Annotated in this window: 15 protein-coding genes; 4 read left to right on the forward strand and 11 right to left on the reverse strand. The window is 62.9% G+C overall.

All coding sequences use genetic code 11. The features are described from left to right. Positions 1–58 precede the first annotated feature (58 nt). The 3 genes from KP003_RS19675 to KP003_RS19685 all read left to right on the forward strand — a co-directional run bounded on the left by KP003_RS19675 (position 59) and on the right by KP003_RS19685 (position 5483). Positions 59–1288: an OmpP1/FadL family transporter gene (locus KP003_RS19675; RefSeq protein WP_216500547.1), complete on the forward strand. Its 1230-nt coding sequence runs from the start codon at positions 59–61 to the stop codon at positions 1286–1288. A gap of 236 nt (positions 1289–1524) precedes the next feature. Next, the gene (locus KP003_RS19680) at positions 1525–2583 is read left to right on the forward strand and encodes an ABC transporter substrate-binding protein (protein ID WP_216789787.1); all 1059 of its coding nucleotides are present in this window, start codon (positions 1525–1527) and stop codon (positions 2581–2583) included. A gap of 26 nt (positions 2584–2609) precedes the next feature. Then, a complete protein-coding gene (locus KP003_RS19685) occupies positions 2610–5483 on the forward strand; it encodes a hybrid sensor histidine kinase/response regulator (RefSeq protein ID WP_216789789.1) in 2874 nt (957 codons plus the stop codon). Between the two features lie 26 nt (positions 5484–5509). On the opposite strand, the gene KP003_RS19690 is transcribed toward KP003_RS19685, so the two are convergent. From KP003_RS19690 to KP003_RS19740, 11 genes are all read right to left on the reverse strand, one after another. Continuing rightward, positions 5510–6547: a cytochrome-c peroxidase gene (locus tag KP003_RS19690; protein WP_216789791.1), complete on the reverse strand. Its 1038-nt coding sequence runs from the start codon at positions 6545–6547 to the stop codon at positions 5510–5512. A gap of 801 nt (positions 6548–7348) precedes the next feature. Then, positions 7349–8758 (reverse strand): NADPH-dependent glutamate synthase, encoded by a 1410-nt coding sequence (gene gltA / locus KP003_RS19695; protein ID WP_216789793.1) that lies wholly within the window; start codon positions 8756–8758, stop codon positions 7349–7351. Continuing rightward, on the reverse strand, positions 8755–9603 hold the full coding sequence (locus tag KP003_RS19700; RefSeq protein WP_216500542.1) for a sulfide/dihydroorotate dehydrogenase-like FAD/NAD-binding protein: 849 nt from the start codon (positions 9601–9603) through the stop codon (positions 8755–8757). The genes gltA and KP003_RS19700 overlap by 4 nt, the downstream gene beginning before the upstream one ends. A gap of 266 nt (positions 9604–9869) precedes the next feature. Beyond that, complete coding sequence (locus KP003_RS19705; protein WP_216789795.1) at positions 9870–10745, reverse strand: DMT family transporter; 876 nt, start codon at positions 10743–10745, stop codon at positions 9870–9872. A gap of 250 nt (positions 10746–10995) precedes the next feature. After that, positions 10996–11838, reverse strand: coding sequence for an FAD/NAD(P)-binding protein (locus KP003_RS19710; RefSeq protein ID WP_216789796.1), 843 nt, complete (start codon positions 11836–11838; stop codon positions 10996–10998). Between the two features lie 105 nt (positions 11839–11943). Continuing rightward, positions 11944–12954 (reverse strand): 4Fe-4S dicluster domain-containing protein, encoded by a 1011-nt coding sequence (locus KP003_RS19715; protein ID WP_216789798.1) that lies wholly within the window; start codon positions 12952–12954, stop codon positions 11944–11946. Between the two features lie 127 nt (positions 12955–13081). Beyond that, on the reverse strand, positions 13082–14026 hold the full coding sequence (locus tag KP003_RS19720) for a ferredoxin family protein (protein ID WP_216500538.1): 945 nt from the start codon (positions 14024–14026) through the stop codon (positions 13082–13084). Positions 14027–14258: 232 nt separating this feature from the next. Further along, the gene (locus KP003_RS19725) at positions 14259–14786 is read right to left on the reverse strand and encodes a hydrogenase iron-sulfur subunit (RefSeq protein ID WP_216500537.1); all 528 of its coding nucleotides are present in this window, start codon (positions 14784–14786) and stop codon (positions 14259–14261) included. 134 nt (positions 14787–14920) lie between these two features. Continuing rightward, positions 14921–16918: a CoB--CoM heterodisulfide reductase iron-sulfur subunit A family protein gene (locus KP003_RS19730; RefSeq protein ID WP_216500536.1), complete on the reverse strand. Its 1998-nt coding sequence runs from the start codon at positions 16916–16918 to the stop codon at positions 14921–14923. Positions 16919–16950: 32 nt separating this feature from the next. After that, a complete protein-coding gene (locus tag KP003_RS19735; RefSeq protein ID WP_216500535.1) occupies positions 16951–17904 on the reverse strand; it encodes a CoB--CoM heterodisulfide reductase iron-sulfur subunit B family protein in 954 nt (317 codons plus the stop codon). Beyond that, positions 17901–18485: a 4Fe-4S dicluster domain-containing protein gene (locus KP003_RS19740; RefSeq protein WP_216500534.1), complete on the reverse strand. Its 585-nt coding sequence runs from the start codon at positions 18483–18485 to the stop codon at positions 17901–17903. Before KP003_RS19740 ends, KP003_RS19735 begins: the two co-directional genes overlap by 4 nt. A gap of 566 nt (positions 18486–19051) precedes the next feature. Here KP003_RS19740 and KP003_RS19745 point away from each other — a divergent pair. Further along, positions 19052–20761 (forward strand): ABC transporter ATP-binding protein, encoded by a 1710-nt coding sequence (locus KP003_RS19745; RefSeq protein WP_216792029.1) that lies wholly within the window; start codon positions 19052–19054, stop codon positions 20759–20761. Position 20762: the final 1 nt, after the last annotated feature.

The raw sequence follows: 20762 nt of genomic DNA on the forward strand, positions 1-20762 counted from the left end.
TACAGTTTGTGAGAAAAATGCTATAAGGCGCTTGAATTTATCTCATTGAGGCGGTCTTATGGCGAAGAAGGCGGTTCTGGCAGCGGCGGCAGCACTGGTACTTTCCTTTTCCTTACCTGAAGCATGGGCAACCAACGGTGACACCCTGATCGGCGTGGCGCCCGCGGCACGTGCCATGGGTGGAGCCGGCGTCGCGGCGCCTCAGGATGCCATCAGCGCCATCTTCGCCAACCCCGCCGCGGTCTGCATGGGCCCCTACTGCCCCGGCAGCGAGTTCGTCTTCGCCTCGACGGTCTACAACCCCTCAGTCAAGGCCACCGTCAGGGTCGGCTCCAACACGACGACGGCCAAGAGCGGCATGGAGCCCTTCGTCATCCCGGCGGTCGGCATGATCACCCCGATCAGCGACCGCCTGCGCTTCGGGCTCGGCATGTTCGGCATCACCGGGATGGGGGTCGATTACCGCAACAAGGGGATCGATCTCAACCCGTTAACCCCCGGTGGCGAGGGGGACATCTACACCCAGCTGCAGATCCTCAAGTTCGCCCCCAACGTTGCCTTCCTGGTAACCCCGGACTTCTCCATCGGCACCTCGATGCACCTGCTCTACGGTTCACTGGACCTCGGCGAGGGGACCGCCCACAACTACGGATTCGGCGAGCAGTTCGGGGCCCTCTACCGCATCGGCTCCTGGTCGCTGGGGGCGAGCTACACCACCCAGGAAAAGATGTCGCACCAGAACGTCACGGACTTCGGCATCGGGCCGCAAAAGCGTGAGCTGGACATGGAGTCGCCGCGCAACGCCTCGGCCGGCGTCGCCTGGCGCCCCAGCGACCAGCTGCTCCTGGAAGCCGATGTGAAGTGGCTGAACTGGGCGGATGCCGAGGGGTACAAGGATTTCGACTGGAGGAACCAGTGGGTCTACGCCCTGGGGGCGCAGTACAAGGACCCCGACGGGCTCACCCTGCGCCTTGGTTACAACTACGGCAAGAGCCCGGTCCGCCTGCACAAAGGGTTCGATGCCTCGGGGACCAGCAACGTGCAGGGAAACGCGGTGCCGACGCTGTTGTACGAGTACCTGCGCATGATCGGCTTCCCGGCCATCGCCGAACACCATTTCACCTTCGGGGTCGGGTACCAGTTTTCCAGCCGCTTCGAGGCCCATGTCGGCGGTATGTGCGCCCTCGACAACAGCATCAGCGAAACCGACTCGAGCGGGACCTTCTCCTTCGGGTCCAAGGTGCGGGAAACCTCCTACGACCTGGGCCTTATCTGGCACTTCATGTAATACCGACCGCAGCCCCCCTTCCCAGGGGGGCTTTTCTCTTTCCTCCCCTCCCCTGCCGTAACCTCTTCGTCTCCGCCGTCGCCCTTGCTAAAGTCCTCAAGTACCTTTCCTGTTTGCCGATACGTCAACCAGATATCGAGACTGTTTCGGCTGCCCCGCCACTGACATCAGCCGCACCGCCGCCTGGCCGCCAAGGAAGCTGCGGCGCCGATGGCCTGTCCTGAGAGAACCTTGTCATGCAGTTCATACTACGCTGGCACATCCTGATTCTGTTCCTGCTGGTCCTCATCCCTTTGGGGCGTGCCCACGCAGCCCCTTTACCCTCCGGCCGACCCACGGTCATCGAGGTCGGTGTGCAGCCCCTGGGGTATCCGGCGGCCATGATCGGGACGGTGCTGGGGCATGATGCCATTCTGAGACGGGAACTGGCTGCGTCGGGCTACTCCCTCAAGTTGGTCCCCTTCCGTAAAGGCAACGACATGGTCGACCTGATCGGCACTTCGCTCAGTGCCGCGATCGTGGGAGACATGCCCGCCATCAGGATGGCGATCCGTAGCGACGTCTGCATGGTGGGGCTGACCAAGAAGACCTTCACCTCCGTGGTGGCACGGAACATATCGCTGCTGGCACAGCTGAAAAGGAAGCGGGTGGGGTACCCGGAGGGGTCGTCGGCGCATCACACGCTGCTGCAGGCCCTGGCAAGCGTCGGTCTGACCGAGCAGGATGTCAGGCTGGTCCCGATGGACATAGACGCCATGCCCGCCTCGATTGAAGCGGGAGATGTGGACGCCTTCGTCGCCTGGGAGCCCGCTCCGACCCTGACGTTGGTCAAGAACACGGAGGCGCGGGTGCTGTTCCGGGGCGCAAGCAGCGACTTTTTCCTCGTTTCGGGGAGCCTGGTGCGCCGCGATCCGCAGGCGGCGCTGTCACTTTCCGCCGCCCTGGTGCGGGCCCTGAACTGGTTGCGCCAGAGCAACGCCAACCTGCAGCAGGCGGCGCTCTGGGCGGCAAAGGATGCCGAGTCGCTGAACCCGCGCCTGCAGAAACTGCCGCAAACCCACGTCATCGAGATAACTCGCCGTGAGATCCTCGACGTTCCGGCGGCGCCGGTCATCGTGAGGCTCTCGGGGCACCCCCCCTTGAAGGAGGAATTCTATTTCCTCAAGAAATTGGGAAAGATCCCCGCAGGTGCCGACTATCAAAGGGTGGAGCGGGCTTTCGCCTATGACGGGCTGCAGCAGGTACTGAAGTCCCCCCAGCGCTACCGGCTGGGTGAGTTCGAGTATAGGCCGTGAACGCGCCGAGAAAGGGCAAGCGAAGATTGCAGGGTATACGCGATCGCATCATCGCCTATTTCGGCGTGTTATCGCTACTGGGCGGTGGCTCCCTGCTCCTGGTCCTGGTCTACGGCGCCCCGTGGCTGGGGATCGAGGGGATTCACGGCTTGAAGCAGGCGGAGATTGTCCGAACCCTGGAAAACGCCGCGGACCTGAAGAAGCAATCCATCCTCACCTGGCTCGCGTCGCGCCGCTCGGAACTCGCGGTAGTGGCCAACTCCAGCGATTTCGTCGAGAAGGCGGCGGCGCTCCTCAAAGAGGAGGCGACCCGGGCCGTCCCCCCCCAAGAGAGGGCCCGGTTCCTTTCCCAGCACTTACTCACCCTCAAGCGAACCTCCCCCGACACCTATGACAGCCTGGCACTGGTGACCCAGACCAGGAAGATCATTGCCGCAAGTGATCCGGACCAGGTCGGGGGGAGCTATCGTTACGGCGACTTCCTGGACACGGCCTTCACTGTGGGGGCCACCGAGCAGATCGGCACGGCCTGGGCCGAGGGGCACCCGGTGATCCTGATCTCGCGGCAGGTTGTGACCAGGGACAGGGCCGGCCGGGAAACAGGAGAGGTGCCGGCGGTCCTGGTAGGAGTAACCAGGCCCCAGCAGAGCCTGGAGGCGTTGGCGCTGCTCCCCGGAATCGCGGATGCCGCTGGGAACCAGATGATTCTGGTCGGGGCGCAGGGGGAGCTCCTGGCGTCGGTGCCGGAGCGCAGGCCGGGGGAGGCGGCGCACGACCCGCTGATGACGAGACTGTCGCAACAGGCCATGACCATGACCGAATCCTCCCGTCTGGAGACCTTGGAGGATGGGCGCCGGATCCTTGCCGCATACCGCTTCATGCCACTGGGGGCGGCGCAGGGATGGGGGATAGCCGTGGCAATCGACCAGGAAAAGGCCTTTGCGCCCCTGGTCTCCACGAAGACTCGGGCCGCCCTTTTCGGGCTGGGCATGATCGCCATTGCGCTGCTGCTGGTGAGCTGGGGTGGGGAGAGGGTCGCCGGACCGATCAGGGAGCTGAGAAACACCGTGCTGGCCCTGGAGCAGGGGGATCTGTCGGCGAGGTCCGTGGCAAAGAGAGGTGTGCCCCAGGAAATCGTCGATCTGGCGGCAACCTTCAACAGCATGGCCAGGCGGATCGAGGACTCGCACCAGGAACTGGAGAGGAAGGTCGCCGAGAGAACCAAAGAGCTGCGCCACGAGAAGGAGAATGCGCGGCGCTACCTGGACCTGGCCGGCGCCATGCTGGTGCTGCTGGGGAGCGACGGCTGCATCGGGATGATCAACAGGGCCGGGGCACAGCTCCTGGGCGCCTCCGAGGGAGAGCTCCTCGGGGTGAACTGGTTCGACAACTTCCTCCCTCCAGATCAGCAGCAGGGGGTTCGCGAGGTCTTCGACAGCCTCATGCGGGGCGAGCAGCAGCTCCTCGAATTCTATGAAAACCACATCCTGACCCGGGACAAGGGTGAGCGGCTCATCTCCTGGCACAACATCCTGTTGCGGGACGAGGAAGGGAACATCCAGGGGGTGCTGAGTTCCGGCGAGGACATCACCCTGAAACGGCAGGCCGAGCTTGAACGCGGCGAACTCGAGCGGCAGCTGCTCCACACCCAGAAGCTGGAGAGCCTCGGGGTGCTCGCGGGCGGCATCGCGCACGATTTCAACAACCTGCTCATGGCGATCGGCGGCAACGTCGAACTGGTGCGCCACGTGCTGGAGCAGGACAGCCCGGCGATCAAGTACCTGGAGAATGCCCACCAGGCGACCAAGCGGGCGGGGGACCTGACCAGACAGATGCTGGCTTATTCGGGGAAGGGGGGGTACAGCGTCAAGCTGGTGGACCTGAACCGCCTTGTGGGGGAGAACGTCGACCTCATGAAGGCTTCACTGCGCAAGGGTGCCACCGTCGCGGTCCAGTTGCAGCAGGGGCTCCCGCTCCTTGAGGCAGACCCGGGGCAGATGCAGCAGGTGATCGTCAACCTGGTGACCAACGCCATCGAGGCGGCAGGGGAGGGGAGGGCGATAACCGTGACGACCGGAGTGGCGAGTTTAGGCGCGACGCAACTGGCAAAAAGCCGACTGGAGCAAAAGCCTCAGCCGGGAACCTTCCTTTCCATCGAGGTCGCAGACAACGGCTGCGGAATGGATCGGGCGACCAGCGAGCGTATGTTCGACCCGTTCTTCTCCACGAAGTTCACTGGGAGGGGGCTGGGACTTTCGGCGGTACAGGGGATCGTCAGGGGGCATGGAGGCGCCATTTTCGTGGAGAGCGGACCGGGGGCAGGGACCAGGGTGAAGGTCCTCTTCCCAGCCTCTGGGCCAGGCAGTGCGGCGAGCACCGGTGACATGGTGCAGGCGGAGCAGGGCAGACCTGTCGCAAGGGAAACCGTGCTGGAAAGGGCACTGGCAAAGCAGGGAGGGGGCAAGGAAATTCCCTCGACCGAGGTTGCGGCGTCTGCGGTGGCGGAAGAGCCTGACGCGGAAGTGCCGGAGATGGTATTGATCGTGGATGACGAGGAGATGGTGCGCATGGTATGTCGCGCCATGCTCCGCGGACTGGGATATCGCACCATGGTCGCCTCGGACGGCCCGGAGGCCGTGGCGCTGTTCCGGGAGCACGCGGCGGAGATCGGGGTGGTGATCATGGACCTCTCCATGCCCCAGATGGACGGCATGACCGCTGCGGAGCACCTGCGCAGCATCCGGCCCGACGTGCGCATCGTCCTTTCCAGCGGTTTCAGCGCGGCAGAAGAGGCGAGGCGGCTGTCGGGACACCAGGGCGCGCAGTTCATCCAGAAGCCGTACGACCTGGTGTCCCTGAAAAAGGTGCTGGGCCAGGTGGACCCTGGCCCAGCACGATAAAACGCATGTCACCGGCGTCCCGCACCTCACTTTAGCTGAGGGTGGGGCGTATCGTCCGAACTCGGCGGCAGCAGCGGGTAGTGAAGCCTCGGCTGCCGCCCGGTCAACGTCTTCAGAAAAGCGACCGTATCCTCCACTTCGCCTTCCTTCAGCTTCACCCCAAGTTGAGCCGAACTCATCACAACCACCGCATCGTAGAGTTTCCATACCTTTCCCGAATGGAAATAGGGCTGGGTTACGGCGACGTTGCGCAGCGATGGAGCCTTGAAAACATAGCGGTCGCTTTCCGTGTTGGTGACCATGAAGCGGCCGGTATCCCCCGACGGTCGGATTTCGGTAGCGGGTGCCTCCCTGACACCGAACGGGTAGTAGCCGACGCCCCCCACGTTGGTTCCGGCATGGCACGGCGCGCAACCCTTGTCCATGAAGATGCGCAAGCCCCGTTTTTCCCTGGCGTTCAAGGCCGCGGCATCACCTTTCAGGAAGCGGTCGAACGGGGAGTCCGGGGTGAGCAGAGTTGCCTCGAACACCTCGATCGCCCTGGCCATGTTGTCGAAACTAACAGGGTCGGCGGCACGGGGGAAGGCGGCTTTGAACAGCGGCGCATAGCCGGGGATGCTTTTCAGCGTCTTCACCACAAGTTCCGGGTTGCTGTTCATCTCGACCGCCGCCTGCACCGGGCCCTTGGCCTGGGTCTGCAAGTCCTTGGCCCTCCCGTCCCAGAACTGCGCCACGTCGAACACCGCGTTGAACACGGTGGGGGAGTTGCGAGGCCCTTTCTGCCAGCCATGTCCCGTCGAAGTCTCCTGGAGGTCGGCTCCTGCCAGTCCCACGTTGTGGCAGGTGTTGCAGCTGATGAGCTGCGAGGAGGAAAGCCGTGGATCGAAAAACAGCTTTGCGCCCAGATCGAGCTTCGCCGCCGTGGCCGGATTCCCCTTGAGGGGAGGGGCCTTGGTCGGGATCGGGTTGAACAGCTTGTTGGCGCGCGACATCAGGTCGTCCGCGGCAAATGCGGAGTTGCAGAGGCAAAGCGGCACGAGTAGAAACAAATGCATCCTTTTCATGTGGCCTCCCTTCATGGTGGAGTGGCAAACCATTAAACGTTACTTGCGTATTGGGCGCTGTCAACCCGTCAGCGGGCGAGAGGAAGGTCCTTAAGGCTGTAGGGGCAAATAACCATTTGCCCAGCCGCAGGTGCCTTGGGGACGGTTGCAGGCGGGCGAGGTGCGGATGCGGTAAAGGCGGGCGAATGATTATTCGCCCCTACGGTGGATGTGGGGAGGCTGGCAGGTAAGGGTTTGTAGGGGCAAATAACCATTTGCCCAGCCGCAGGTGCCTTGGGGATGGTTGCAGGCGGGAGAGGTGTGGATGCGATAAAGGCGGGCGAATGATTATTCGCCCCTACGGTGGATGTGGGGAGGCTGGCAGGTGAGGGTTTGTAGGGGCAAATAACCATTTGCCCAGCCGCAGGTGACCGGGGATGGTTGCAGGCGGGCGAGGTGTGGATGCGATAAAGGCGGGCGAATGATTATTCGCCCCTACGGTGGATGTGGAGAGGCTGGCAGGTAAGGGTTTGTAGGGGCAAATAACCATTTGCCCAGCCGAAGGTGCCTTGGGCATGGTTAACGGCAGGAGAGGTGCGGATGCGGGAAAGGCGGGCGAATGATTATTCGCCCCTACAGTGGATGTGGGGAGGCCGGCAGGTAAGGGTTTGTAGGGGCAAATAACCATTTGCCCAGCCGCAGGTGCCTTGGGGACGGTTGCAGGCGGGAGAGGTGTGGATGCGTTGCGAAACCTTGCTGGTGGCGCAAAAAGAAAGGGGGCCTTGCGGCCCCCTCGTTACTTCAAATCTTGTTGCGCGGTCCTCAGCGCTTCAGGTACTGGTCGATGGCTGCTGCGGCGCGCTTGCCGTCACCCATGGCCAGGATGACGGTCGCGCCGCCCCTGACGATGTCGCCGCCGGCAAAGACGCCGGGGATGCTGGTCTGCCCCTCTTCGTCGGCCACGACGTTGCCCCATTTGTTCAGGCTGAGATCAGGCGCGGTGGCGGTGAGGAGCGGGTTGGCGTTGGTCCCGACCGCGTTGATCACGATGCCGGCGGGAATGTCGAACTCCGAGCCGTCAACCGCCTGCGGGCGGCGCCGCCCGGAATCGTCGGCCGGGCCCAGCTCCATCTTCTGGCAGCGCAGCGCGGATACCCAGCCGTCTTCGGTGCCAATTATGGCGACGGGGGCTGTCAGCATGACGAATTCCACCCCTTCCTCCTTGGCGTGCTTGATCTCCTCGATCCTGGCCGGCATCTCGGCCTCGCCGCGACGGTAGATGATCATGGCGCGCTTGGCGCCTAGCCTGCGGGCGGTCCTGACGCAGTCCATGGCGGTGTTGCCGCCGCCGATGACGGCGACCTCGTCGCGCTGCAATATCGGCGTCGCGCTGTCCTCCTTGCGCCCGGCCTCCATGAGGTTGACGCGGGTGAGGAACTCGTTGGCGGCGTAGACCCCTTTCAGGTTCTCCCCGGGGATGTTAAGCATGGTGGGAAGACCGGCTCCGTTGGCGATGAAGACGGCGTCGAAATCGTCGCGCAGCTCGGCGACGGTCAGGGTCTTGCCGATGATCACGTTGCACTCGATGCCGACGCCCAGCTCGAGGAGAACCGCCACCTCGCGGTCAATGATCTCCTTGGGGAGACGGAACTCGGGGATGCCGTAGCGGAGCACCCCGCCGGTGTCGTGCAGCGCCTCGAAGATGGTGACCTGGTGTCCCATCCGGGCCAGTTCACCGGCCGCGGTGAGCCCGGCGGGGCCGCAGCCGACAACGGCGACCGTTTTGCCGGTCGGCTCGGGCTTCGCCGCTTTGAGCAGGCGATCCGGGTGCAGCATGGCCCAGTCCGCCACGTAGCGCTCCAGGTAGCCGATGGCCACGGCGTCGCCTTTCTTGCCGCGCACGCAAAGGGCCTCACACTGGGTCTCCTGCGGACAGACCCTGCCGCAGACCGCGGGGAGGGCGTTGTCGCCGCGCAGGATCTGGGTGGCCTTGGGCAGGTCGTCGCAGGCCAGGGCGTCGATGAACTCGGGGATGGAGACCCCGACCGGGCAGCCGGCCACGCAGTTCCTGGTCTTGCACTGCAGGCAGCGCTGCGCCTCGGAAAGCGCCTGGTCTGCGGAGAGACCCAGGTTGACCTCCTCGAAGTTGGTGCTCCGTTCGTCCGCCGGCAGTTCCGGCATGTGGACCCTATCTATAGCCATCCTCTCTTTGGGGGACAGGTCGTTGCTCACTTTGCCACCTCCTTAGCCAGTTTGCAGCCCTCGGCTGCGTGCCTTGTCGCCTCTTCCTTGCGATAGCTGGTCAGGCGGTCGGAGAGACCGTCGAAGTCCACCAGGTGCGCGTCGAACTCCGGTCCGTCCACACAGGCGAACTTGGTTTCGGTGCCCACCTGAACGCGGCAGCCGCCGCACATCCCGGTGCCGTCGATCATGATCGGGTTGAGGCTCACGATGGTCTCGATCCCCGGCTCACGGGTCAGGTTGGCAACCGCCTTCATCATCGGGACCGGACCCACGGCGAAGACGGCCTGCGGCGCGCGGGCGGGGTCGGCGATCATCTCGGAAAGCGGACCGGTGACGAATCCCTTGTAGCCCAGGCTGCCGTCCTCGGTGGTGATCAGCAGGTTCTTGGACAGCGCTCCCAGTTCATCCGCCAGGATGACGTAGCGTTCCGAGCGTCCGCCGATGATGGTCGTGATCTCGTTGCCGGCCTCGGCAAGCGCCTTCACCAGCGGGAAAAGGACGGCGGTGCCTACGCCGCCACCCACACAGACGACCCGGCCCCAGTTGGTGATATGGGTCTCTTTGCCCAGAGGGCCCGCCACGTCGCGAATGAAGCCGCCGACCGGGGTCGAGACGATCTTTCGTGTCGAGGCGCCGATGGCCTGTATGAACAGGGTGATGGTCCCGGCGGCCGGGTCCGCGTCGCCGATGGTCAGCGGGATCCGCTCTTCGCCTTGAGCCAGCCTGACCATGACGAACTGTCCCGCCTTCCTGGCCCGTGCGATCCGGGGAGCGACCAACACCATCTTGTGGAGATTTTCCGCGAGAATCTCGTTGCTTACAACTTGGAACATTGGGGTCACCTTTTTTAGAGGGGAGTGTGTTGCAGCTGTTTTAGCGTAGTGAATACGATATCAGCAGCAAGGGGGGGAGGGCAAGGAAGTATACGTAAAGGCAGGGGTAATGAACGTGTGACAATGGAGAATCGACAATGGGAGACGTCCGCCTTGTGCATACCCTCTCCCAGAAGGAGAGGGGGAGTTCGCCGGAGGGGGAACTCGCTTTATAAGGGAGTTGGCCCTGACCCGGGTGCGGCTCCCGGCCCCGGTAGGGGAGGGGGCTACGCTTTGACCTTATAGGTCGCGCAGATGATCCCGGCGAAGATCAGGACGATGCCGGCGACGTGGAAGGGCTGCAGCCGCTCGCCCAGGAAAATCACGGCCATGACGGTGCTGAAGGCGGGCATCAGGTGCACGAACTGCCCACCCACGTGCGGTCCCACAAGCCGCAGCCCGCGGTTCCATGCGGTGAAGGCGACGACCGAGGCGAGGACGCCCACGTACAGGACGCTGAGAACGGTGGGGAGGTTGAAGGTCATCAAGTGACCTTGGGAGATCTCGTAGCCGTAGAAGGGGATCAGCAGCACCAGGCCGCACACGGTCATGGAGAACAGGAACACGAACGGGTTCAGCCCCTGCGGGTAGCGCTTGATCGCAACGGAATAGAGTCCCCAGGCGATGGCGGCGAGGAGCACCAGGAGGTCGCCGCGGTTGAAACTCAAGGTGAGGATGCGGGTCGGGTCGCCCCGCAGGATGATGGCGGCGACGCCGACCAGGGAAAGGGCGATGCCGGCGTGCTGGCGCAGCATGACCCGCTGCCCGTAGAAGAGGCGGGCAAACATGATGATGAAGATCGGGATGGCGGAGTTGACCAGTGCCGCGTTGATTGCCGTGGTCCAGTGCATCGCCGTGTAGATCAGGAAGTTGAAGAGGGTGACGCCGAAGAGGCCGGAAATCCCGATGAGCGGGAGGTTGGCCCGGACGATGGGCCACTGTTCGCGCAGTCGCGGCAGCACCACCGGGAGAAGCACTATAAGAGCCACCACCCAGCGCCAGAACACGAACCCGGCAGGGGGAATGACGTTGTTCATCGCCCGGCTGATCACGAAGTTGCCGGACCAGATCAGGGCGCTCAAGGTAAGAAGGAGGTACGGCATAGGCGGAACCTGTTGCGGCGAAGATTTCGTCCACTCCCCCTCGCCCAACGGGAGAGGGCCGGGGTGAGGGCGGCGCCAAGGCGGAAAGACTCGCTCATTTTAAGCACTTGGTCAAGCGAATTGAACAGGGATAAAAGGGATAAAGGCGGATAAAGAGCTATGAAGGCTTATCTAAACAAAACCCTCCCCCGAAGGGGGAGGGCAGGGGAGGGGGAGTCGGTTCAAATCGTTGGGCCTTCGCTCGGTCGGTCTAGAACTCCTGCGACATCGCCTTCACCTGGCGGGCGGTGAAGACCGGGCCGTCCTTGCAGACGTAGACGTTGCCGACGTTGCAGCGGCCGCACTTGCCGACGCCGCACTTCATCCGGTTCTCCAAGGTCGTGTAGATGTTGTCGTCCGAGAAGCCGAGACGCTCGAGCACCGGGAGGGTGAACTTGATCATGATCGGCGGCCCGCAGACCAGCGCGATGGTGTTCTCGGAGCTGGGAGCCGCTTCCTCCAGCACGGTGGGAACGAAACCTACCTTGCCGTCGAAATCGGGACCGGCGCCGCCTGGATCCACGCACTTCACCAGGCGCACGTCGCCGCGCTCCTGCCACTCCTTCAGTTCGTGCTTGTAGACCAGGTCCGCCTCGGAACGGGCGCCGTAGACGATGGTGATGTCCTTGAACTGGTCGCGCAGGTCCAGGCAGTTCCAGATCACGGTCCTAAGCGGCGGCAGGGCGATGCCCCCGGCGATGAAGACCAGGCTTTTGCCGTAGAACTCCTCGATGGGGAAGGAGTTGCCGTAGGGGCCGCGTACGCCGACGGTGTCGCCGACCTCGAGCCTTCTCAGAGATTCGGTGACCCGCCCCACGCTCCTGAAGCAGCACTCGATGTACCCCTTGCGGGTCGGTGCCGAGGCGATGCAGAAGGTCGATTCGCCGAAGCCGAAGGAGGAGTATTCGGCGAACTGGCCGGCGCGGAAGCTGAAGTTCTCTCGGACCTTTTCGTCCTGGAAGACCAGGCGCAGGGTCCTGACGTCCGGGGTCTCGTCGACGATGGCCTCGATGGTGGCAAGGTTGGGGAGGTAGATGTTGTCTGATTTGCACATAGGCTTTGTCTCTCGTAAGGCGTTTAACAGGGATAAAAGGGATACAGGGGATAAAACCTCAGGCTTTTGTTGTTATCCCTTTTATCCCCTTTATCCCTGTTCGTTTTAGTCCTGCTTGCTGTTGATGGTCTCCAGGATTTCGGCGATGTCGATGCCGACCGGGCAGGCGCGGATGCAGCGGCCGCAGCCGGTGCAAAGGGTCTTGCCGAACTTGTCATCGTAGTACTTGAACTTGTGCATGATGCGGTTTCGGTAGCGCTTGTTCTGAACGTCACGCGGGTTGTGGCCCGAGGCGTGGTTGGTGAACTTGGCGAAACCGCAGGCGTCCCAGTGCTTGCGCCTGACGCCGTCATCCGTGCTCCCTTCGTCGTTGATGTCGAAGCAGTGGCAGGCGGGACAGATGAAGGCGCAGGCGCCGCAGCCGACGCAGATGTCGGCGATCTTCTCCCAGAGCGGATCCTCGAAGTGCTCTTCCAGCCACTTCTTGATCTTGGCCAGGTCGAGCTTCTCGACTGCCTGGTCCACGAACGGTACCGGCTCGGTGCCCGCCCCATCCGCGAAGAGGTTTGGGTGCGCCGCCACCAGGGCCTGCCCCTTTTCCGTCACCGCTTTGCAGGCGTAGGAGCCGTCTTTCAGCGGGGTAAGGAACAGGTCGCTCCCCCCCTCGGCGTCCGGCGCGAGGCCTACGGCGCGGCAGAAGCAGGCGTCGTCCCCCTTGGTGCAGGCGATCCCCACGATGGTGCTCTTGCGGCGGCGCTCAAGGTAGAACTCGTCGTTGTAGTCCCAGGACATGACGGCGTCCAGGATGGCGGGGGAGCCGGCGTCGCAGGGAGGCGCGCCGATCAGCACCGTTTCCGGGAATTTCGAGCGGTCCACGTCGGTCACCTTCATGGCGCCGTTTTCCCGCTTGTAGGAGAGGATGTCCTCGCAGATCGGGAAGAACAGCTCCTTGGAGGAGCGGCGCGGCAGCGCGTCGAGGGTGAGGTCCGAGCCTGCTGCGAGCGGTTCGTAGAGGACCACCGATCCCGACAACTTCGGGCCCACCACGAGTTTGGCTTCCTTGACCAGGAGGTCGATCAGATTGCGAAGGTTCTGTTCCGTAATGATCTGCGGCATAAGAGTCTCTTTGTATTGGCCTTCTCCACTCTCCCTCCGGGAGGGGGACAGGGGTGAGGGCGCTGCTGGCTTGTGTGATGGTGCTCCGACGTTGCTCCTCCCCCCGGAGGAGGGAGGGGACCTTATTCTACTTGATGAACGACTGGTCGTCGTCTTCCTTGTACTGGTTGAGCGGTCCCTTCTCCACCGGGTTCAGTCCGGCCTCGAAGTCGTAGAGTTCCTTCAGTTCCTTCGCCATGCGGCGGTTCAACAGGTTCAGAGGGATATCCATGGGGCAGACCCGCTCGCACTCTGCACAGCCGCCGCAACGCCCGGCGAGGTGCATGGCACGCACGAGATGCCAGGCCATGTTGCCGGCGGGGCGGGGCGAGCTTTCCACGGCCTGCGGGCGGTTCTTGTCGCACAGGCACTGCTCGCAGTAGCAGAAGGGGCAGACCTGGCGACAGGCCATGCAGCGGATACAGCGCGAGAAATGCTCCTTCCAGAAGGCCCAACGCTCAGCCTGCGGCATCGCCTCGATGCGGGCCATCTCCTCAGCCTCCTCCGGCGTCAGGTCGGCGAGCTCGGTGTGGGTTCCGGCGGCGACGTCGGCCCCGTCCGGCAGGTGCACCGAGCACTCGCGGCACTTCCGGGCTATGTTGGCCTCGGTGAGGGTGCCGGTGCGCTCCGCGCCGAAGCCGTACACCCCGGGGCAGACCACGCCGATGATGAAGAGTTCCTCCCGCTGGAGCTGCGACTCGGTGATCAGGCCGGCCAGGGCGCGCATGTCGCAACCCTTGGCGACGATGCCGACTTTGCCCTTTTTCAGCACCCCCTTCTTGGCCTTGGTGAGGTAGACCGAGAGGTTGTTGACGCAGGCGGGCGAGAAGATGAGCTTCCCGGCTTCCTCCGCCGTGGTGACCAGCGCGGGGCTGGCGGTCCCTTTGCGGCGGCCGGGGAGGTAGCCGACCACACCGACGACCGTCTCATCCTTCAGGATCTGCACAGCTTCCTTGCGGATCGCCTCGGTGATCGCCTCGTAGTAGGCCGGTTCGATGCAGGTGACGTGGGTCTTGCTTGCTTTAGCGTTCATGTCGTTGTCCGTGGACGCGCGGTGGGTGCCGGCGCGGATGTTAGCGGTCGGGAGCGAGAACCGTCCCCCTCCTTGACCCTCCCCTCCAGGGGAGAGGACTATTGTAGGGGCGAATAACCATTCGCCTGCCGTTGTCGCGTCTTGGCCTCGTCCTGCAATTGCACCGGTCGGGCGCCGGCGGCCGGGCAACATTATTTGCCCCTACAGCGTCAGGCGAAGGTTTGCGTAAAAACTAGCCGATGCTGTCGTACGCCTCTTTCAACTCCGGCGAATTGAGCACCTTGTCCGCCGAAGCCCCGGCGAAGGTCGACCACTGCTCCTCGTGTTCGAGCTCCTTGAATTCGGGCATCGGTCCCATGGTCCGCACCCGTTCGGTCAGCTCGGTCACCACGTCGACCCACTTCCCCCCCTCGGCAGCCGACACCCAGGAGAACTGGAGCCGGTTCAGGTCCACCCCGACGAAGCTCAGGAGAGCCCGGAAAGCGGCGAAGCGGCGCCGTGCGTGGAAGTTGCCCGCCATGTAGTGGCAGTCCCCGGGGTGGCACCCGGACACCAGCACCCCGTCCGCCCCCTTCTGGAAGGCGCGCAGGATGAAGACCGGGTCGATCCTCCCGGTGCAGGGGAACTTGAGCACCCGGACGTTGGAGGGGTACTGCATCCGGCTGGTGCCGGCGAGGTCCGCCCCCGCGTAGGTGCACCAGGTGCAGACGAAGGCGACTATCTTCGGTTCGAAGTCGTGTTGTTTTGTTTCAGCGTGCATGAAAACCTCAGAAGCCGTTCTACGTTCTATGTTCTGCGTTCTATGTTGAAGGCAGAACCAAGAGCGAGAATCGAAGTTGTTTAAGGTTTAAACGTAGAACCTAGAACTTAGAACATAGAACAGGTTTTAGCCGTTTAGAGCGCCTCTATCATCGCCATGATCTGCTCGTCGGTGTAGCCGTCGAGCTCGATGGACTTGGACGGGCAGGTTGCCTGGCAGGTGCCGCAGCCGCCGCAGACACCGGGGTTCACGTAGGCGACCTTCTTCACCAGGTTCCCCTGGCGGTCCCGAATCTCCTTCTCCTCGATGGCGCCGTAGGCGCAGACCTTCTTGCAGGCGAAACAGCCGACGCAGTACTTCTCGTTCACCTTGGCGACCACCGGGTCGCGCTCCAACTGGTCCTTGGCGAAGAGCGTCATCACCTTGGCCGCCGCTGCGGAGGCCTGGCTCACCGTGTCGGGGATGTCCTTGGGCCCCTGGCAGGCGCCGGCGAGATAGATCCCGGCGGTGGCGCACTCGACCGGCTTGAGCTTCGCGTGGGCCTCGGAGTAGAAGTTGTACTTGTCGTAGGAGATGCCGAGCTTCTGCGCCAAGAGGTCCGCGCCGTCCTGGGGCTGCACCGCGGTGGCCAGCACCACGAGGTCGGCCTCGATCTCGACCTGGGTACCGACCTGGATGTCGCTTCCCATTACCACGATCTTGTCGCCGCGCTGGTACATGCGCGACACCATCCCCCTGATGTAGACCGCTTCCTCTTCCTCGACCGCGCGGCGCCAGAACTCGTCGTATCCCTTGCCCGGGGTCCTCGCGTCCATGAAGAAGACGTAGGCCTGGCCGTCGTGCACCTTGTGGTGGTAGAGCATGGTGTGCTTGGCCGTGTACATGCAGCAGACCTTGGAGCAGTAGGAGATCCCCTTCTCCCTGGCGCGCGAACCGACGCACTGGATGAAGACCACCTGCTTGGGCTCCTTGCCGTCCGAGGGGCGCAGGATCTTGCCGCCGGTCGGGCCGGAGGCGGAGGCGAGGCGCTCGAAGGTCATGCCGTCGATGATGTCGGGGATGGTGCCGTAGCCGAATTCGCCGTACCCCTGGATCGGGCTACCTTCCGGTTTCCTGTCGATGGTGTAGAGCTTGAAGCCGGTGGCGACCACGATGGCGCCCACGTCCTCGACGGTAAAAGTATCTTTCTGTTCGTAATCCACCGCGCCCGGTCCGCAGACCTTGGCGCAGACGCCGCACTTGCCGCTTTGGAACATGGTGCAGTTCTCGCGGTCGATCACCGGGGTGTTGGGGACCGCCTGCGGGAATGGGACGTAGATGGCGGGGCGCATGCCGTGTCCCTGGTCGAACTCGTTGGGGATCTTCTTCTTCGGGCACTTGGTCATGCAGACGCCGCAGCCGGTGCACTTCTTCTCGTCCACCGAGCGCGCCTTGTGCTTCACGGTCACCTGGAAGTTGCCGATGTACCCTTCCACCTTCTCGATCTCGGAATAGGTGAACAGGGTGATGTTAGGGTGGTTGGCCACGTCGACCATCTTCGGTGTCATGATGCACTGGGAGCAGTCCAGCGTCGGGAAGGTCTCGGAGAGTTGCGCCATGTGGCCGCCGATGGAAGGATCGCGCTCCACCAGCACCACCTTGTGCCCGGCGTCGGCGATGTCGAGCGCCGCCTGGATGCCGGCGATGCCGCCGCCGATGACCAGCGCGCGCTTGGTGACCGGTACGGTGATCGGGGCGAGCGACTTCCCTTTCCTCACCCGCTCCACCATGAGCTTCACGATGTCCTTCGCCTTCGCGGTCGCCATGCCCCGGTCCTCGTGCACCCAGGAACAGTGCTCGCGGATGTTGGCCATCTCGCACAGGTACGGGTTCAGCCCCGCCGCCTCGGCCGCCTTGCGGAAGGTCTTTTCGTGCATGCGCGGGCTGCAGGCCGCCACCAGCACGCCGTCCAGCTTGTGCTCGGCGACCGCCTTCTTCAACAGGGTCTGTCCGGGGTCCGAACACATGTACTTGTAATCGCAGGAATAGGCTACCCCGGGGATCTCCCCCGCGGCCTTCGCCACCTGCTCCACATCCACGGTGCGGGAGATGTTCTCACCGCAGTGGCACACAAAAACGCCGATTCTGGACATAAGCTCCTCAATCCGTTGCTGCCGCCATGAGGCTAGAGCAGCTGTTTATCTCTCAACAGCGGTTTCGGGTCGGTGATGACGCTCTCGAAACCGAGGCTCTCCGAGGCTACCCCCATGGCCAGCGCCGCCAGCTGGGTGACGTAGAAAATGGGGACGTCGCGCTGGTCGGGGGCGCTCCCGCCGCGCAGCTCGGAGCCGAAGATGTTGCCGAACAGGGTGGAGTCGGGAGCGCCGTAGGCTTCCTTGATCTCCTTTTGGCGGATGTCCAGGTTGCCGTGGCACAAGGGGCAGGCGACCATGATGCAGTCCGCGCCGGCGATGCGCGCGCTCTCCAGGATGGCGTTGGAGAGTTTGAGCACCACGCCCGGGCGGGACAGGGTGAAGTTTGCGCCGCAGCACTCCATGCGGTGGCTCCACTTGACCGGCTCCGCCCCCAGCGCGCGCAGAAGGTCCTCCATGATGCTCGGGTCCTCGCAGTCGTCCAGCTCAGGTACCTCGGGCGGCCGGGTCAGCAGACAGCCGTAATAAGAGGCGACCTTGAGCCCCAAGAGCGGCTTCTTCACGCTCTCCTCGAGCCTGGCCAGACCGAACTCGCGGGCCAGGATCTCCAGGATGTGCTTGACCGGCTTGTTAATGGCCGCCGGCCCGTCGATCGCCACTTCGACCTGCTTTCTCTTGGTGTCGTCTTCTTTCAGGTGGTGCTGGGTGGTCTTAAGGCGTGAGAAGCAGGCGGCACAGGCGACGGCCAGGTCCCCCTCGACCTCTTCGGCCAGGGAGAGGTTCTTGGCGCAGAGCGAGAGCGACAAAAGCTCGTCCACGTTATGGGCGGGGGTGGCCCCGCAGCAGAACCAGTCCGGCACTTCCTTGAGACCCACGTTGAGCGCCTTGAACAGCGCGCGGGTGGAGATGTCGTATTCGCGCCCGGAGGCGTGCAGCGAGCAGCCCGGGTAATAGGAATAACTAAGACGTTTCTTGCCAGGTGTCACAGCGCCTCCCCTTTCTTGCGCATCTCTTCGATCCTCTTGAAGATCCCCTCGATGTCGGCGATGTTCTTGTTCTTTGAGTGGAACATCTTCAGCTTCCCTTTGGAGATCAGCTTGGGGCCGAGCATCAGGTCCTTCAGGAACTGCCCGCTCTTCATGTTGAAGGCGGCGCCCAGGCGCAGCTCGTACTGCCTGCCGTAGGTGCGGATGTTCTCGATGAAGAGGCGGTTGGCGAGCTGCACGTAACTTTCCTTGGAGGGGCCGTCCGCGTCCCAGGAGAGCTTTCTGAGCGCGTCCATGATCGCGGCGAGATCCACCTTGTTGGGGCAGCGGGTGGTGCAGGTCTCGCAGGAAGCGCAGTACCAGATGGAGCGCCCGGCCAGGATGCGCTGCCCCTGCCCCAACTGCAGCAGGCGCACCACCCTGTTGGGGGGATGCTCCATGAACGCGGACATTGGGCAGCCGGCAGAGCATTTGCCGCACTGGAAGCAGCGCCGCACCGAACTGCCGGAGAGTGCCTCCACCTTTTTCACGAAACCGACGTTCATGGTCTCGTTGGAGAGGTGCATCAACTTGTTTTTCACTGCTGACCTCGTGACTGGTTCATGGTCGTCCGACCACTTGGTTGATAAACGGCTAAAGATGATACGCCCAATGAAAGTCAAAAAGCAACTTTATGGATTTTGAAGAACGTTGTTTTAAAATATCGCTTTTTGCTGTCATACGAAAATTTCGAATGGACTATACGCCATTTTAAAACAAAAAAGCAAGCATTTGTTTTTGACAAAACTGGCTGAAAAAGAAGGACTTTTGTCAAAACATCTTTGAGGATGAGCGCTTCAGGCGGTGCTTTGACAGAAAAAAAATCGAAAAAAAGTGAAATTTTAGAACAAGCGATCGATTGTTATTGTCTCGGGCCAAAGTATCTGAAGTAGCGCAGGAATTGGTTAGAATTTTCCGATTCGGGGAAATTGTGGCTGCACAGGGGTTTGGTGGGGTCAAAACGGCGCGTTTACGTTTTTTTAAAACATCACCGGCTTATTATTGGAACCGGCAAATACTTTGACAGGAAAAGGGAAATGTAATAATACTACCGGCGCGTTATCTCGCGAGGTGAGCCATCGGCGAATTGAGAAGACTATACCGCTACATGCGCAACCGCTGGGGTGCCTACCTGTTGGGGGCCCTGCTGCTGGTGGGGACCAACCTGTGCGGGCTCGCCATTCCGTGGCTCTTGAAGCTGGCCATCGAGTCCCTGCAGTCACCGGCGAAGGCCGGGTACACCCCGGCGCAGTACGGCGGGCTGATCGCAGCCGCCGCCGTGGCGCAGGGAATCATCCGCGTCTTTTCCCGCACAACGCTCCTAAACGCCGGGCGCCGCATCGAGTACGAGCTGCGCGAGGACCTCTACGCGAAGCTGCTCACCCTGGATCGTACCTACTTCTCCAACTGGCGCACCGGCGACATCCTGTCCAGGCTTGCCAACGATCTCACCAACGTCAGGATGCTGCTCGGCTTCGGCGTCCTGAGTCTTTTGAACACGGTGGTGATCTACACTGCCTCCCTGATCCTCCTCACCCGCATTTCCCCGTTTCTCACCATATGCGCCGTGCTCCCCTTCCCGGTCATGATCCTGATCGTGAAGCAGATGAGCGCCAGCATGTTCCGCGTCTCGAAGCGGACACAGGAGGCGCTGGCCCGGCTCACCACCCGGGTCGAGGAGAACGTCTCCGCAGCAGCGGTGGTGCGGGCCTACTGCCGCGAGGAAGGGGAGATCGAAAGCTTCGGCGCCGTATGCGACAGCTACAGCGACGCCAGCATGGCGATGGCAAAGATCCGAGGGATGATGCTGCCGGTGATGGCGGCGACCGGAGCCATCGGCACCCTCGTCATCCTCTTTGTCGGCGGCAACCAGGTGATCCGCGGCGAGCTCACCCTGGGCGGTTTCGTCGCCTTCAACGGCTACCTTGCCATGCTGGTCTGGCCGACCATCATGTTCGGCTGGATCCTCAACCTCGTGCAGAGGGGAGCCGCGTCGATGACCCGCCTGGGCGAGATACTGAACGCGTACCCCGAGGTGGTGGAGCCGGAGCAGCCGGTCGATCCCGGCGAGATCAAGGGGGAGATCGAGTACCGCAGCCTCAGCTTCAGCTACGGCAGCGCCGAGATGCTGCGCGGCATCGACCTTAAGATCGCAAGGGGTTCCCGCATCGGCATCGTCGGGGTGGTTGGGAGCGGCAAGTCGACCCTGGTGCGCATGATTCCGCGGCTCTTCCCGGTGGCCGACGGCACCCTCTTGATCGACGGCATCGATCTCAACCGGCTCCCCCTGCAGCGCATCCGTGCCGCGGTCGGGTTCGTGCCCCAGGAGACGTTTCTTTTTTCCCGCACCATCGCCGAGAACATCGCCTACGGCAAGCCCGGCGCGACCCGAGAAGAGATCGAGCGCGCGGCCAAGATCGCAGGGCTTTCCGGCGACCTCACCCGGTTTCCGCAGGGGCTGGACACGCTGGTCGGTGAGCGTGGGGTGACCCTGTCCGGTGGGCAGAAGCAGCGCGTCTCCATCGCACGAGCCCTCATCAAGGAGCCGAGCATACTGATCCTGGACGATCCCCTTTCCGCCGTCGATGCCGATACCGAGGAAGAGATTCTTTCCGCCCTTTCCGGCTACTACGGGAAAAGGACCGTGCTGATCGTGTCGCATAGGCTTTCGCCGCTGCGCAACTGCGACCGGATCATCGTGCTGGAGCAGGGGAGCATCGTAGAAGAGGGGAGCCATGCGGAGCTGTTGGAGCTCGGCGGCCGCTACGCCGCCATCCACAGGGAAGAGCAGCTTAAGGCGGAGATAGAGAGGCTTTAAA

It is taken from the genome of Geomonas diazotrophica, from assembly GCF_019063885.1.
Classification (GTDB): Bacteria; Desulfobacterota; Desulfuromonadia; order Geobacterales; family Geobacteraceae; genus Geomonas; species Geomonas diazotrophica.

Coding starts and splice junctions, on each gene's coding strand:
- KP003_RS19675 (WP_216500547.1), top strand. CDS start 59: ATGGCGAAGAAGGCGGTTCTGGCAGCGGCGGCAGCACTGGTACTTTCC.
- KP003_RS19680 (WP_216789787.1), top strand. CDS start 1,525: ATGCAGTTCATACTACGCTGGCACATCCTGATTCTGTTCCTGCTGGTC.
- KP003_RS19690 (WP_216789791.1), bottom strand. CDS start 6,547: ATGAAAAGGATGCATTTGTTTCTACTCGTGCCGCTTTGCCTCTGCAAC.
- KP003_RS19700 (WP_216500542.1), bottom strand. CDS start 9,603: ATGTTCCAAGTTGTAAGCAACGAGATTCTCGCGGAAAATCTCCACAAG.
- KP003_RS19705 (WP_216789795.1), bottom strand. CDS start 10,745: ATGCCGTACCTCCTTCTTACCTTGAGCGCCCTGATCTGGTCCGGCAAC.
- KP003_RS19710 (WP_216789796.1), bottom strand. CDS start 11,838: ATGTGCAAATCAGACAACATCTACCTCCCCAACCTTGCCACCATCGAG.
- KP003_RS19715 (WP_216789798.1), bottom strand. CDS start 12,954: ATGCCGCAGATCATTACGGAACAGAACCTTCGCAATCTGATCGACCTC.
- KP003_RS19720 (WP_216500538.1), bottom strand. CDS start 14,026: ATGAACGCTAAAGCAAGCAAGACCCACGTCACCTGCATCGAACCGGCC.
- KP003_RS19725 (WP_216500537.1), bottom strand. CDS start 14,786: ATGCACGCTGAAACAAAACAACACGACTTCGAACCGAAGATAGTCGCC.
- KP003_RS19730 (WP_216500536.1), bottom strand. CDS start 16,918: ATGTCCAGAATCGGCGTTTTTGTGTGCCACTGCGGTGAGAACATCTCC.
- KP003_RS19745 (WP_216792029.1), top strand. CDS start 19,052: ATGCGCAACCGCTGGGGTGCCTACCTGTTGGGGGCCCTGCTGCTGGTG.